The organism is Deltaproteobacteria bacterium (genome assembly GCA_003696105.1).
Classification (GTDB): domain Bacteria; phylum Myxococcota_A; class Polyangia; order Haliangiales; family J016; genus J016.
In genome coordinates, this window is the sequence record RFGE01000297.1 from 1 (window position 1) to 14392 (window position 14392).

Genomic DNA, 14392 nt, shown 5'->3' on the forward strand with positions numbered 1-14392 from the left:
CGCGTACCGCGCGCCGTTTGTACCCCGGCGATGCCCGCTCGGGCAAGCGGCCGAGCCCCGCGGTGCGCGATACTGCGGCCATGCTCGGGAAGGCTCCCGGCGCGGTGCCGTGCGCGCACTGCGCCACCGCGCTCGCACGCGCGGATTGTCCGGTGTGCCGCCGCGCCGTATGCGATCGCTGCGCGCACGACTGGGCGACCTGCTCGCTGCCGCACGGCGTCGAGCTGCGGCTCGGGCTCGGCCGGCGGCTGCGCGCGATCGACGCCAGCGGCACGTTCGGCGTCGTGACGCGGTGGACGCGGACCTACGCGTGGCTCGACCTGCGCGCCGCCCGCTGGCTTCGCGGCGCGACCGGCGTGCAGCGGCCGTTCGCCCCCGTGGGGGCCTGCTACCCGGCGCTGCTGTCCGACGGGCGCATCGTATACCCGAGCTTCATCGCGTACGGCGACAGCTACCGCTACGACGGACTGCGCGTGTCGGCGCTCGCCGGCGGACCGCCGCAGCCGCTGCCGTCGCACGCGCCGCCCAGATGGCTCGAGATCGACTGGACCGAGCGGTTCGTGTGGGGACCGTGCGAGGACGAGACGATCGACCTCGTCGACCTCGAGCGCGGCGACGGGTGGACGCTGCGCCCGGTCGACCGCACGGTCGTCCAGGCGGCCGCGGTCGACGGCGTCCGCCGCGTCCTCGCGACCGGCGTGTACGGCGCCGTCCACCTGCACCGGCTCGGGAGCGATGGCGATCTCGAGCGCATCGACCGACTCGCGCTGCCCGACAGCGACGTCGCATGGCTCGGCCTGTCGCCGCGCCGGCTCGCGGTGGTCGCCATCCGCGGCTCGCGGTCTCGATTGGTGGTGCACGCCCTGGGCGACGAGGGTATCCGCGGGCCGGTGTACGAGGATCCGCCGGCCCGGCGCCCCGGGACCTCGCCGATCGTGCGCGCCTACGGCGGCCGGCAGTCCATCGTCGCCGCGATGGACCCGACCGGGCGATTCGTCGCCGTGGTCGACCGCAAACGCCGCGACGTCCACGTCCACGGCGTCGACACCGGCACGGTCCAGCGCCTCGGCGAGCACACCGACCGCATTCACTTCGTGCGGTTCGCCGCCGGCGGTCGCCAGCTCGTGAGCGCCGACACGGACAACCGCGTGCTGATCCGGCCGCTCGCGGGCGACGCGTTCGTCGACGCCACCCGGCGCCTGCCGATCGCCGACTGACCGCGCGGTCACGCGGCGCGCGACGCGAACCAGTACACGCCGAGCGCCAGCGCGACGGCCGAGCCCACGCCGGCGACGGGCCAGCCGCGCCGGCGCGCCCACGCGAGCGCCGGATAGCTCGCGGCGATCAGCGCGAGCTGCCCGAGTTCGACCCCGCCGTTGAACGCGACGAGCGGCACGACGACCCGATCGGGCGCCGGAAATGCCGCGGCGAAGCCGAAGCCGTGGACGAGACCGAACAGCGCCGCGATGGCGGCGCGGTAGCGAGCGGGCCGCGCCGCGCCGGCCACGAGCCCGAACCCACCGGCGACGACCAGCGCGATGCCCGCGAGCGCGAGCCGCGGCACGTGGGTCGGGCCGGCGACCGCCACCGTGGCGATCGCCGCGACGGTCGCGCCGGGCAGCCACGGATCGCGCCGGCCGCCGTCGAGCCACAGGTTCTCGACGGCCACGACGGCGATCGACAGGCCGATGAGCGCCTCGATCGCGGCGGCCGGAGGCGCGACCGCCCCCGTCGCGGCGAGCGCGAGGGTGGCGCTGTGACCGAGCGTGAACCCGGTGGCGGCGACCGCGACGTCGCGCGCCGACGCGGCCGCGACCACCAGCGCGAACAAGAACACGAGGTGGTCGAACCCGGACAGGATGTGGTGGACGCCGAGGGCGACGTAGCGGGCCGGCCGCGCGACGGAACGCGCTCCGGCCCGCCGGTCGGCGAGCGCGACCGTGCGGTGGGTGTCGGTCACGAGGTGCTCCTCGCCGCCGGCGGACGCGAAGTGGACGTGGCCGGCGATCAGATCGAACAACAGGTCGACGCGGGCTTCGCGCGGCCGCGACGCGCACGCGACGCGCCACTCGAACGACCGCCAGCCGACGTCGGCGCGCAGCTCGACGAACGACTCCGGCACGGGCGCGCAGCCGTCCACCGCGACCGCGGCGGGCACGTAGCGGTCCGGCGACAGTCCGGCCGCGGCGATCGCGGTGGCGTCGACCGCGCGCACGCGCACGCGGATCGCGGCGCCGTCCGCGTCGACGTCGATGCGCGAGTAGGACACCGACCGGCCGTGTGCGCGCGCATCCCGCGGCGCCGCGATCGCGGCCGCGGCGCACAGCGCGAGCGCGTGCCCCCTCGCCGTCACGGCAGCTGCACCTGCACGCCGGCGCGCGCCCGCGCGCGGTCGAGAAACGCGCGCAGCGCGCGCTCGCCGGCGCGGCGGCGGTACGCGGCGGCGACCTCGTCCGCGATGTCGGCGTACGGCGGGATGTCGCGCTCGCGCCGGTCCACGACCGTGAGTTCGTGCCAGCCGAGCGCCGACCGCACCCGCGCCGTCGTCGCCCCGACCGGCGCGGCGGCCGCCGCGCGCGCCGCCGTCGGACCGAGCAGGTCGGCGAGCCGCGACAGCGGAATCGGTGCGTCCGGAACGGGGACCGGCGGCGGCGACGGCTGCGCGGCGTCGGCCGCGCGGAAGAACCGCTGGCGCACGTGGATGAGCGGCGGCCGCGCGAACTCGTCCCGGTGATCGGCGTAGAACGCGCGCAGGTCGGCCTCCGACGGGGGCGCGGCCTCGGCGCGGGCGGTGACCAGGTCGATCACCGCGGCGCCGAGGTCGGCGCGCACGCGCGGGTCGCGCTCCGCCAGGCCGAGTTCGAGGCCGCGCTGGACGAGCAGCTCCTCGTCGATCAGCCGGTCGAGCACCTTCCGCCGCACGCCGTCGTCGACGTCGCGGCGCGCGCCGGCGACCGCCGCCAGCGCGCGGTCGTAATCCGACCGCAAGATCGGCGTGCCGCCGACCACCGCGACCGCGCCGTCGGGCACACCGCCGCGCACCGGCGCACCCGCGAGGCCGGCGGCGGCGAGCGCGAGCCCCGCGACGACGCCCGCGACACTCCACGCACGCGCCGCGCCGACGCGCGTCACCGCGGCCCTCCCGCCGGCGCGGCCGGCGCCGGCAAAGCCACGCGCCGCACCAGGATCGGCGACGACCACGCCCGCTCCTCGTTGTCGGTCAGGCAGTCGTCGTCCGCCGGCGTGCGCCAGTCGCCGTAGCACGGCTCGCACCCGTCCGGGCCGCAGCGCAGGCCGCCCGCGTTGACCGCCGGCGTCGGCTCCTGGATCGCGCGCACGTAGTAGAACGTGTCCCCCGACGCGTCCGGATCGGCGAACTCGACCTCGCACACCGGCTCGCCCGCCGGGCACGGGATCACGCGCCACGGATCGTCGATCGCGCCGGCGACGTCCGCCTCGCTGGCGGCGGGCCGGATGCGGACCACCTCGATGCGCGTGATGCGCCGGCGCTGGTCGGTCGGGTGGTAACACTCGCCCGCGCACACCCGCTCGATCCCCTCGGGGCCCAGCGCGTCGACCGCCCACCGCGGGCAGCCGGGCGCCTGCAGGTGGGCGCCGGCCGCGCGCACGCGAAACCGCGGCGCCTCCGCGAGCGCGACCTCGGCGCCCATCGGCTGCGCGCCGCCCGGCGCGTTGGTCAGGTCGAACCACAGCAGGATGCGGTCGCCGGACGTGCCGTAGACGCGGCGGTGGACGAGCGCGTCCCAGATCGCGGCGCGGTCGCGGCCGCGCGCGTGCACCGCCGCGAGCCCGCCGGTCATGAAGAACGACGCCTGCCGCTCCAGTTCCACCAGGCGAAACGGCGGCAGCGCGAGCAGCTCGTCCGGGTCCCACGCCCGCGGCTCGGGCGCCGGCGCGGCCGGCTCGCCGAGCAGCCGATCGCGCCACGTGGCGCTCTGCGGGCCGGTCGCGTCGCCGAACCGGCGCCGCAACATCTCCTTGTAGCCGGTGCCCGGACGCGCGCTGTGGTTGTCGCTCGACGCGACGAAGCCGATCGCCCGGCCGCGCCGCGACACGATGTACTGCACCGACCCGCCCGGCCGGTAGTTAAACGCCGCGTTGAAGCAATCGGTGCACTGGCCACAGTTGCCCCACTCCTCGACCGTTGCACCGGGAACCGTCAGGTGCCCGGCCGTCCCGGCGGCGACGTAGGCCGCGCGCGCCGCCCGCACGCGCCGATCGCACTCGGCCGGGTCCGCGTCGCCGCAGCGCGCGCGAATGATCTCGCCGGCGCGCCAGCAACACGGCTCGTACTCGGCCGTCGGCTGCGGACACGCGTCGCCGTCCGGGCCGACGGTCACCGCGCGCCACGGCCGGTAGACCTCGGAGTTGCCGTGGCCGCTGTAAATTTCGATCAGCGGCTCGGCAAGCCCCAGGCCTTTGTCGTACGTGTAGCCCGGCGGCGTATAGAAGCCCCAGGTCGTGCCGTGCGGGATCACGATCGACTCGAGACCCCATTGCGCGAGCTTCTCGAACAACTCGGCCGGCGTCGCGGCGACCTCGCGGCAGTCGGCCGGCAGCGCGCGGGTGTCGACTCCCGCCGGGCACAGCGGCGCCGCGCGCAGCTCGCGTTGGTAGAGCGCGAAGTCGAGATACCGCTGTCGCCGTGCGAAATCCTGTAACGGGATGAGCAGCTGGCGCCACAGCGGGACCGGGTCGCGCCGCAGCGCGCCGGACACGAGCCCGACGGCCGCGATCGGACGCGCGGGCAGGTCCGCGTCGGACAGTCCGCGGAAGATCACGTTCTTGTGTCCGTAGTGGTCCGCGCGCGTGGCGCCGACCTGGGACCACTCGAACCCCATGAACGCGACGAGATCCGGCGTGGCCGGATCGCCGGCCACCGCGTTGCACGCGCGAATCGCGTCGATCGACTCGCGCCAGTGGCGCGGTGTGAGCGCCTCGGCGTGGTCGGTGAGCGCGAAGAAGTCCAGCTGCGAGCAGTAGCGCGCGAAGTCGCACGCATCGGCCGGCGGATGCGCGCCCTCGCCGCCCATCGCGGGGAGGCTGCGCATGAACGCGTCGGCCGAGAACGTGGTGTGGACGTGCAGGTCGCCGAACAAGATCTGGTCCGGTGCGCCGCCGCCGGCGGCCGCCGACCGCGCCGCCGCCGCCGCGATCGCCTGCGCCGGCCTCGGCGTCGGGTGGACGCGCCCGGGCCCTTCGTGGCGGCCGCCGCCGTAGACGATCCAACCGGCCGCGGCGACCGCACCGAGCGCGACCGCGCCGCCCCAAATCGTGCGCTTGCGTGCCACCGATGCCTCCTGTCGGGGCGGATGATAGCCGCTGCGGGCCCGGCGACGCGAATCCGCCAGCGCCGCGGCGATTCGTCGTATGCTCCGGACATGCGCACGACGGGGTGGACGGTGGCAGCGGCGGCGATCGCCGCGGGGTCCGTTGCGAGTACATCCGGCCTGGCCCGCGCCGAGCCGGCGGGGATCGAACGCAGGCTGTATCCGGATCGCGTCGACGCCAGTTCGTTTTTGCAAAACGACTGGAACCGGTTCCAAGAAAACTATCACCCGAACTACGTCGCCGACGACGACCCGAAGACCGCGTGGACCGAGGGGGCGAAGGGATCCGGCGCCGGCCAATGGTTGCGGCTGCACGTGACCGAACTCGACGGCGCCACGCGCGTGCGCCTTCGCGTGCGCAACGGCTACCACAAGTCGCGACGACTGTTTCGTCGCAACGCGCGCGCGCGGCGCGTGACGGTCACCCTGCGCCCGTCGGGGGCCACGCGCACGGTCGAGTTGGCCGACGACATGAGCTGGCAGGAGATCGTCGCGACCCAGCCGGCCGGCAAGCTGTCCGCGATCGAGCTGCGGTTCGACTCCGTGTACGAGGGCAGCCACTACGAGGACCTGTGCGTGTCGGACGTCCAGGTGTTCGTCACCGCGACGACGCCGGACAACCCGGCGTTCGAGAAGTCCAAGCGCGACCGACTGCTGGCGTGGAAGCGCCAGCGCCTCGCGGCGGCGCGCCTGTTCCGCAAGGCCGCGCGCACCGGCCTGCCGCTGGCCGCACAATACCGCGAGGGCAAGCACGCCCGCCTGCCGCGGCCGGACGCGCACGACTGCGAAGTGACCGCGACGCTGTGCCGGGTGCGCGCGGCGCTCGGGTTGTGGAGCCGGCTGCCGGTGTGGCGCGACCAGCCGGCGGCGGTCGCGATCGGCCGCGCGGCCGCGGGCGATTGGACGGCGTGGCGTCCCGTGCGGGTGACCGCGATCGACAAGCGGCCCATCCCGCAACTGGACGCGCTGATGCTGGCGGACCACACCGGGTATTACGCCTACGATGGACGGGAATTCGAGATGCCCCTGGGCGCGCAGCTCGGGTTTCTGCGCGCCGACCACCTCAAGCGCGTGACGGTCGACAAGGCCGCCGAGCTGCCGCCGCTGGCCTACATCGGCCCCGACGTTCCGCCCGCGTGCCGCCGGCCTCGCCGCCCCGCGACGCGGTACTGGCTGCCGCCCGCGCCCGCCGGCGCGGAGGGCGGCGCCGACGGCTCCCCGGCGGCCGACCGGCTCACGACCCTGCTGGTCGCGTCGTGCGGCATGGTCGAGATGCGCGAGGGGATGGAGCCGCTGAGGCACTGGCAGCTGCTCGTGTACGACGACGCGGGTCGACTCGCCGCGCTCGCCACGGAGCACTGCGCCGAAATGATCCGGTGGGACGAGGGTGCATCCGGCCCGGTGATCGCCGGCGCCGTGCGCGCGTGCGACATGGGCGACGAGATCGAGACCGTCAGCTACGAACGCGTCCCATGATCGCGCGCGCCGCCCTCGCCGGCGCCGCGGCCCTCGCGGGCCTGTTCTCCTCGGGCGCCCGCTCGATCGACACCGGCGATACGCCGCCCGCGATGCTGCGCGCCGAGACGTGCGCCCCGTGCCACGAACGCCAGTACGCGCAATGGAAGCGCAGCCGGCACGCGGCGGCGTGGACCAACGGGCTGTTTCAGCACGACTACCGGCAGTCGCGCCGCGCGTGGTGCCGCAACTGCCACATTCCGCTGGCCGCCCAGCAGCGCGCATGGGCGGCCGGCGACGCGACGCTCGCCGAGCAAGGAGTCAACTGCGCGGCGTGCCACGTCCGCGACGGCCGCATCGTCGCGCGCGCGCGCGGGGCCGGCTCGCCGCACGACACCGCGGTCGATGCGGCGTTCGGCACGGCGGAGTTTTGCGCCGGCTGCCACCAGTTTGCGTTCCCGCGGTTCGACGGCGGCGCGTTCGCCGGCTACACGAGCGAGCCGATGCAGGACACGGTGGCGCAATTTCGCCGCAACCCGCGCCGGCCCGCGAGTTGTCTCGCGTGTCACGGGGGCGGCCACCGGTTTCCGGGGGCCCACGACCCGGCGATGCTCCGCCGCGCGCTCGCGTTCTACGTGTGCCGCGACGGCGCTGCCGTGCGCGCGACGGTGACCAACGCCGGCGCGGGACACAACGTCCCCACCGGCGACGTCCACCGCCACGTCGTCGTCCGCGCGTGGTACTCGACCGCCCCCGAGCGGCTGCGCGATGCGTTCTTCGGCCGCCGGTTCGCCCTCGCCGGCGACGGGACGAAGAAGACCATCTGGGACTCGACGATCCCGCCCGGCGCGACGCGACGCTGGCGCATCGATCCGGCGGCGCTCGGACCGCCGGCGACCGCCCGCGAGCCACTCAACGTCGAGCTGCGCTACGTGTACGCGAACCGCGAGGACATCGCGGACGAGGTCGGCGAACCGGTCGTGTTCCCGATCGCGCGCGTCCGCTCGCGACCGGAGGATCTGCCGCCGTGCGCGCGCTGACCGGCCCGACCGCGCTGCTCGTCGCCCTCGCGGTCGCCGGCGACGCGGCGGCCGACGACGACGCGGCCGGCCTGGCGGCCCGACTCGCCGCCGCCGGGCTGGTCGACGTGCGCACCCTCGCGCCGGCCATTCAGGTGGAACTCAAGTACTCGACGGCCGACAACTTTCTCGGCGCGGACGTCTACGGCGACCTCGACGCCTGCTACCTCAACCCGGACGCCGCGCGCATGCTCGCGCGCGCCGCCGACTTGCTGGCGGAGCGCGCGCCGAACCTGCGCCTGCACGTGTACGACTGCGTGCGGCCGGTCGCGGTGCAAAAGAAGATGTGGGCGCTGGTCAAGGGCACACCGAAACGCGCCTATGTCGCCAACCCGTACCGCAAGGTCAAGGGCATGCACAACTACGGTTGTGCGGTCGACCTGACGCTCGCGGACGAGTCCGGCGCGCCGGTCGACATGGGCACGCCGTTCGATCACTTCGGCCCCGAGGCAGAGCCGCGCCGCGAGCTGCGGCTGCTCGCCGCGGGCCGGCTCTCCGCGGCGCAGGTGTCGAGCCGACTGCAGCTGCGCCGCGTCATGGTGGACGCGGGGTTCTTGCCGCTCGACAACGAGTGGTGGCACTTCGACTGCGCGACCGGCCGCGACGCGCGCGCGCGTTACCGCATCGTGCCGTGATCGCCGCGGCCGCGCGCCCGGCTCACTGCGCGTCCGCCGCCTCGCGCAGCTCCGCGATTGACTGCTCGATCCCCCGCGCGAACACGTCGAGGTCCGGGACGCCGTCCCAATCGCCGCACAGGCCGAAGTGCAGGCCGCCGTCGTAGCTCACGAGCGCGACGCCGAGGGTCGTCGTACCGACGAGCGGCACGAACGGATACGCCGCGAGCAGTTTGCCGCCGCGTAGATACAGCGGGAACTGCGGCCCGGGCACGTTGGTCACCGTCAGGTTCACCATGCGCTGCAGTGCGATCGCCCGGCCGGCGAGCGCGAGCACCGTCGGCGGGGCGTACTCGGACAGCTTGACCCAAAAGTCGGCGCCGACCGCCTGGCGCGACTCTTTCAATCCGGTCATCTGCGCGGTCACGTACTTGAGGCGCTGAACCGGGTCCGGCTCGCCGACCGGCAAGTCGGCCGCCATCATCGACACCTGGTTGCCGTAGGTCATGCGCTGGCTCGGATCCCGCACCGACACCGGAACGAGCGCGCGCAGGTGCAGATCGTCCACCGACTCGCCGCGCTCGACGAGCAGCCGGCGCAGCCCGCCCGCGACCACCGCGAGCACGACATCGTTGATCTTGCACTCGAAGGCGCGCTTGATGTGTTTGAACGTCGCCAGCGGTGCGGTGAGCGGGATGAACCGGCGATGCGGCCCGATCGGGCGCGTGAGCGACGACACCTTGGGCGCGAAGTCCATCGTCGCCTTGCCGAACGACAGCAGCCCCTGGACGACCTCGGCCGCCCGCTCGACGAACTGCTGCGGCGCCTCGCGCATCTGTCGCACCTTCGCCGCGAGCTCGGCCGGGCGCGTGAACGTCTCGATCAAGCTGTCGCGCAGCAGTTCCTGCTTCGATGGCGGCGGCTGCGGCTCCCACGGCGGCGGCGGCTTGCTCGGCGGCGGATCCTTCATCACGTCGAGGATCACGGTGCCGAGGTCGACGCCGCTTACGCCATCGATCAGACAGTGGTGCGTCTTCTGAATGAGGCCCTTGCGCCCCTCGGGAAGGTCGACCATCCAGATTTCCCACAGGGGACGCGACCGGTCCAGCGGCGTGCTCATCAGCCGCTCCATCAGCCGGATCGCCTCGGCCATGCCCCCCGGTTTGGGCAGACCGGTGTGCCGCACGTGAAACCGGATGTCGAAGTGCGGATCGTCCACCCACACCGGCCGGCCCTGGCCGTACGGAACCCACATCAGCTTCTTGCGAAAGCGCGGCACCAGGTGCAGGCGGCTCTCGATGTGAGCGGCCAGGCCCTGTTCGTCCAGGCCCGTATCCTCGAAGATGGCCAGCGTCCCGATGTGCATGTGCGCCACCGGGGATTCCGCGTATAAGAAGGTAGCGTCCTGCGCCGACAGCCGCTCGTAGGTGCCCATAGTTGCCAGGGAATAATATTGGATTCCGCTCAGTTCGGCGGGAAGGCGCCGTGTACCTTCGCCCCCCGGGCCGATGATTCGCCTCGAAAACGTCAACAAGTCCTACCACGTGGGCCGCAATCGGCTCCACGTGCTACGCGACGTCAACCTCGAAGTCGGCGCCGGCGAGTTCGTGTCGATCATGGGCTCGTCGGGCTCCGGCAAATCCACCCTGCTCAATATCCTCGGCATCCTCGACAGCTACGACTCGGGGAGCTACTACCTGGACGGGACCCTGATCCGCAACCTGTCGGAGCGCCAGGCCGCCCGCTACCGCAACCAGTACATCGGCTTCGTGTTCCAGTCGTTCAATTTGCTGCCGTTCAAGAACGCGATGGAAAACGTGGCCCTGCCGCTGTACTACCAGAAGGTGCCGCGCCGGCGGCGCAACCGCATCGCGCTCGACTACCTGGACCGCGTCGGCCTCCGCGATTGGGCCGACCACCTGCCGACCGAGCTGTCCGGCGGCCAGATGCAGCGCGTCGCGATCGCGCGCGCTCTCATCACCAAGCCCCGCCTGCTGTTGGCCGACGAGCCGACCGGAGCCCTCGACTCGACCACATCCGAGCAAATCATGGAGTTGCTCGAGGAGATCAACCAGACGGGCATGACGATTATCGTCGTGACCCACGAGCACGACATCGCCGAGCGCACGCGGCGCTGCATCCGCCTGCGCGACGGCGTCGTCGTCGAGGCATGACGTGCTCGACATCGACCGCTGGCAGGAGATCGGCAGCACCATCCGCCACCACAAGCTGCGCACGGCGCTCACCGGGCTCAGCGTCGCGTGGGGCATCTTCATGCTCGTCATCCTGCTCGCGGCCGGCAAAGGACTGCAGAACACCGCCGCGTACGGCTTTCGCGACGACGCCGTCAACAGCATCTGGGTGCGCAGCGGGCGCACGACCAAGCCGTACAGAGGGCGCGCGGTCGGTCGCGAGATCCAGTTTACGACTGCCGACTACGACGCCGCCCGCGACCGCGTCCCCGGCATCGACCACATCTCGGCCCGCCTTCACCTGTGGGGCGAGTTCACCGTCACCTATAAGAACCAACACGCGTCGTTCGACATTCGCGCCTGCCACCCGGACCACCTGTACATCGAGCGAACCACGATGGTGCGCGGGCGGTTCATCAACCAGCGCGACCTCGACGAGCGCCGCAAGGTCGCGGTCATCGGCACCAAAGTAGTCGACCAGCTGTTCGGTGACGAGGACCCGATCGGAAAGATCATCACGATCGGCAGCATCAACTACAAGGTGGTCGGCATCTACGAAGACGAAGGCGGCGAAGGCGAGTTGCGCAAGATCTATCTGCCGATCACCACCGCGCAGATGGCCTACGGCGGCGGCGACCGCATCGACATGTTCATGTTCACCGTCGGGGACGCGCCCGTCGACGAGGCAAAGCGGATCGAACAATCCGTGCGCCGCCAGCTCGCGCGGCGGCACGCGTTCGACCCGGACGACCCGCGCGCGCTGTGGATCCGCAACAACCTCGAGAACTACGAAAAAATCACGTCGGTGTTGCACAAGATCGACTTGTTCGTGTGGCTGATCGGGATCGGCACCATCCTCGCGGGCATTGTCGGCGTGAGCAACATCATGCTCATCTCGGTCAAGGAGCGCACGAAGGAGTTCGGCGTGCGCAAGGCGGTGGGCGCGACGCCGGGATCGATCGTGACGCTCGTCGTGCAGGAAGCGCTGCTGCTCACGTCGGTGTCCGGCTACTTCGGTCTGGTCGCGGGCGTCGGCCTCGTCGAGGCGATCAATGCCGCCATTCCCGACATGACCGCGTTTCGCCACCCGGACGTGGACGTCGGCGTCGCCGCGGCGGCGACCGCCATCCTCGTGGTCGCCGGCGTACTCGCCGGCATCTTCCCCGCATGGCGCGCGGCGCGTATCCGGCCCGTCGTCGCCCTGCGCGACGAGTGACCCATGAGCCTCGACACCTGGCAAGAGATCCTCGCGACCCTGCGCGGCAACGTGCTGCGAACGCTGCTGACCGCGCTGGGGGTGTTCTGGGGCATCTTCATGCTCGTCGTCATGCTCGGCGCCGGCCGGGGGCTCGAGCGGGGCGTGACCCGCGGCATGGCGGGCTTCGCCACGAACTCGATCTTCGTGTGGGGCCAGCGCACGTCGCTGCCGTACGACGGGTTGCCGCCGGGGCGCTTTGTCGCCTTCGAAAACGCCGACATCGACCTCCTCCGCGACAAGGTCGACGGCATCGAGTACCTGGCGCCGCGCCTTCAACTCGGCGGCTGGCGCGGCGGCGACAACGTCACGCGCGGCGCCAAGACCGGCAACTTCAACGTCAACGGCGACTACCCCGAGTTGCAATACGTGCAGGGGATGGACTTCATCCGCGGGCGCTTCATCAACCAACTGGACATCGACCAGCGCCGCAAGGTGGCGGTGATCGGTCCGCGCGTCTACGAGACGCTCTACCAGCCCGGCGAGGATCCGATCGGCACTCACATCAAGATCAAGGGCGTGTACTTCACGGTCGTGGGCCACTTCAAACCGAAGGGGACCGGCGGCTGGTCGGAGCGGCTCGCCGCCACGATCTTCGTGCCGTTCACGACGTTCCAGAGCGCGTTCAATCAGGGCAACCGCGTCGGTTGGTTCGCGATCACCGTGCCGCCCGGCTACGACATCGAAAAGGTCGAGCGCGACATCAAACGCGTGCTCGCGAAGCGACACCGCATCCACCCGGACGATCGCCAGGCGTTCGGTAGCTTCAACGCCGGCAAGAGCTTCCGCGAGATGTCGGCCGTGTTCATCGGCATCAACGCGCTCGTGTGGTTCGTCGGCATCTGCACCCTGCTCGCCGGCGTCATCGGCGTGAGCAACATCATGCTGATCGTCGTCAAGGAGCGCACCAAGGAGATCGGCATCAAGAAGGCTCTCGGCGCGACGCCGTGGGCGATCACCAGCCAGATCGTCCAGGAGTCCACCATCCTCACGGCGATCGCGGGCTACCTGGGATTGTCGGCCGGCGTCGTCGTCCTCGCCGTGATCGACAAGTTGGATGTCGACATCCTCGCTTCCCCGCAGGTGGATCTCCGCATCGCGCTCATCGCCACCGCGATCCTCGTGATCGCGGGCGCCTTCGCCGGCCTGATTCCGGCCTACCACGCCGTCCGCATCCACCCGGTCGCAGCCCTGAGGTCCGAGTAACGCGTTCCGACCGCGAGCGAAGCCATGAAGAAACTCCTGATCGCCCTCGCCATCCTGTTCGTCCTGGTCGTCTTCGGCGGCACGCTGGTGTTCCTGTACAAGAAATCGCAGGCCAAGCCGGTGGTCTACGAGATCGTGACGCCGACCCGCGCGGACATCGTCAAAAAGACCGTCGCGACGGGGAGCATCGTCCCGCGCAAGGAGGTCGAACTGAAGCCGCGCGTATCCGGGATCGTGTCCAAGATCCTCGTGGAGCCCGGCGATCAGGTGAAGGCCGGCGATCTCGTCGCGACGATCGACATCGTGCCCGACACGCAGCGGCTCACGCAGGCGCAAGCGGCAGTGCGGTCGGCCAAGATCAGCGCAGACAACGCACGCAACGAGCTGGCGCGCGCCGACAAGCTCAAGGCCAAGGGGCTCATGCCTGAGTCGGAATACAACCGCTACAAGCTCGAGTACGAGCTGCGCCAGGCGGAGCTCGCCGCCGCGCAGGACAACCTCCAGGTCATCCGCAAGGGGGCGTCGCGCGCGGCCGGCAAGGCGCGCAACACGGAGGTGCGGTCCACCGTGGCCGGCACCGTGTTGGACGTGCCCGTCAAAGAGGGCATGTCGGTCATCGAGAGCAACAACTTCAATGCCGGATCGACCATCGCCGTGGTCGCCGACATGTCCGACATGATCTTCGAGGGCACGGTCGACGAGTCAGAGGTCGGCAAGCTGCGCGTCGGCATGCCGCTGGACATCCGCGTCGGCGCGCTCGACAACGACGTGCTGTCCGGCACGCTCGAGTACATCGCGCCGAAGGGCGTCGTCAAAGACGGCGCAATCCAGTTCCAGATCCGCGCGGCGATCCAGCCCAAGCCCGGCGTCACGATCCGAGCCGGCTACAGCGCGAACGCCGACATCGTGCTCGACAAGGTCGAAAACGTGCTCGCGATCGACGAGAGCGTGGTCACGTTCGACGGGGACAAGGCGTTCGTCGAGGTCGAGACGGCGCCGCAGACGTTCGAACGCCGCGAGGTGCAGCTCGGCCTGTCGGACGGCATCCGCGTCGAGGTCAAGTCGGGCATCGACGAATCCGCGCGGCTCAAGGGCCGCGAAAAGACCGACTGACGGCCGCGCCGCGCGCGTACGGGGTCGGAGGCGCCGGCGCCGCGGGACCCGCGCCGGCGCCGCGCGGCGCGCACTGGATGCGGCCGACGGCGGGCGGCCGTCGCGGCCGGGCGGCGAACCGCCCCCG

At 71.8% G+C, this 14392-nt stretch carries 11 protein-coding genes and 1 pseudogene; 8 read left to right on the plus strand and 4 right to left on the minus strand.

Features of this window, described 5'->3' with window-relative positions; translation table 11 throughout:
• Positions 1-80 precede the first annotated feature (80 nt).
• Positions 81-1217, plus strand: coding sequence for a hypothetical protein (locus tag D6689_18790; protein RMH38688.1), 1137 nt, complete (start codon positions 81-83; stop codon positions 1215-1217).
• An 8-nt stretch (positions 1218-1225) separates the two neighbouring features.
• Here the strand turns inward: D6689_18790 and D6689_18795 are convergent, their stop codons facing one another.
• Positions 1226-2353 carry a hypothetical protein gene (locus tag D6689_18795; GenBank protein ID RMH38689.1) on the minus strand — a complete coding sequence of 376 codons (1128 nt, stop codon included), beginning with the start codon at positions 2351-2353 and terminating at the stop codon, positions 1226-1228.
• Between D6689_18795 and D6689_18800 the strand changes: the two are divergent.
• A pseudogene (locus D6689_18800) lies at positions 2307-2417 on the plus strand (ABC transporter substrate-binding protein). The gene D6689_18795 and the pseudogene D6689_18800 overlap by 47 nt on opposite strands.
• Here D6689_18800 and D6689_18805 read toward each other — a convergent pair.
• Positions 2350-3426, minus strand: coding sequence for a peptidyl-prolyl cis-trans isomerase (locus D6689_18805; protein RMH38690.1), 1077 nt, complete (start codon positions 3424-3426; stop codon positions 2350-2352). The pseudogene D6689_18800 and the gene D6689_18805 overlap by 68 nt on opposite strands.
• Entirely contained in the window at positions 3129-7091 is a 3963-nt protein-coding gene (locus D6689_18810; GenBank protein RMH38691.1) for a DUF3604 domain-containing protein, read from the minus strand. The genes D6689_18805 and D6689_18810 overlap by 298 nt, the downstream gene beginning before the upstream one ends.
• Here D6689_18810 and D6689_18815 point away from each other — a divergent pair.
• Positions 5315-7846, plus strand: coding sequence for a hypothetical protein (locus D6689_18815; GenBank protein RMH38716.1), 2532 nt, complete (start codon positions 5315-5317; stop codon positions 7844-7846). The two genes, D6689_18810 and D6689_18815, sit on opposite strands and share 1777 nt — an antisense overlap.
• Complete coding sequence (locus D6689_18820) at positions 7090-8520, plus strand: hypothetical protein (GenBank protein RMH38692.1); 1431 nt, start codon at positions 7090-7092, stop codon at positions 8518-8520. The genes D6689_18815 and D6689_18820 overlap by 757 nt, the downstream gene beginning before the upstream one ends.
• Positions 8521-8542: 22 nt before the next feature.
• Here the strand turns inward: D6689_18820 and D6689_18825 are convergent, their stop codons facing one another.
• Positions 8543-9934 carry a wax ester/triacylglycerol synthase family O-acyltransferase gene (locus D6689_18825; protein ID RMH38693.1) on the minus strand — a complete coding sequence of 464 codons (1392 nt, stop codon included), beginning with the start codon at positions 9932-9934 and terminating at the stop codon, positions 8543-8545.
• A gap of 73 nt (positions 9935-10007) precedes the next feature.
• On the opposite strand from D6689_18825, the gene D6689_18830 reads away from it, so the two are divergent.
• From D6689_18830 to D6689_18845, 4 genes are read left to right on the plus strand one after another with little or no spacing between them, the layout of a single operon-like run.
• Positions 10008-10673, plus strand: coding sequence for an ABC transporter ATP-binding protein (locus tag D6689_18830; GenBank protein RMH38694.1), 666 nt, complete (start codon positions 10008-10010; stop codon positions 10671-10673).
• A gap of 1 nt (position 10674) precedes the next feature.
• Entirely contained in the window at positions 10675-11907 is a 1233-nt protein-coding gene (locus D6689_18835; protein ID RMH38695.1) for an ABC transporter permease, read from the plus strand.
• A 3-nt stretch (positions 11908-11910) separates the two neighbouring features.
• Positions 11911-13152: an ABC transporter permease gene (locus D6689_18840; GenBank protein RMH38696.1), complete on the plus strand. Its 1242-nt coding sequence runs from the start codon at positions 11911-11913 to the stop codon at positions 13150-13152.
• Positions 13153-13176: 24 nt separating this feature from the next.
• Entirely contained in the window at positions 13177-14265 is a 1089-nt protein-coding gene (locus tag D6689_18845) for an efflux RND transporter periplasmic adaptor subunit (protein ID RMH38697.1), read from the plus strand.
• Positions 14266-14392: the final 127 nt, after the last annotated feature.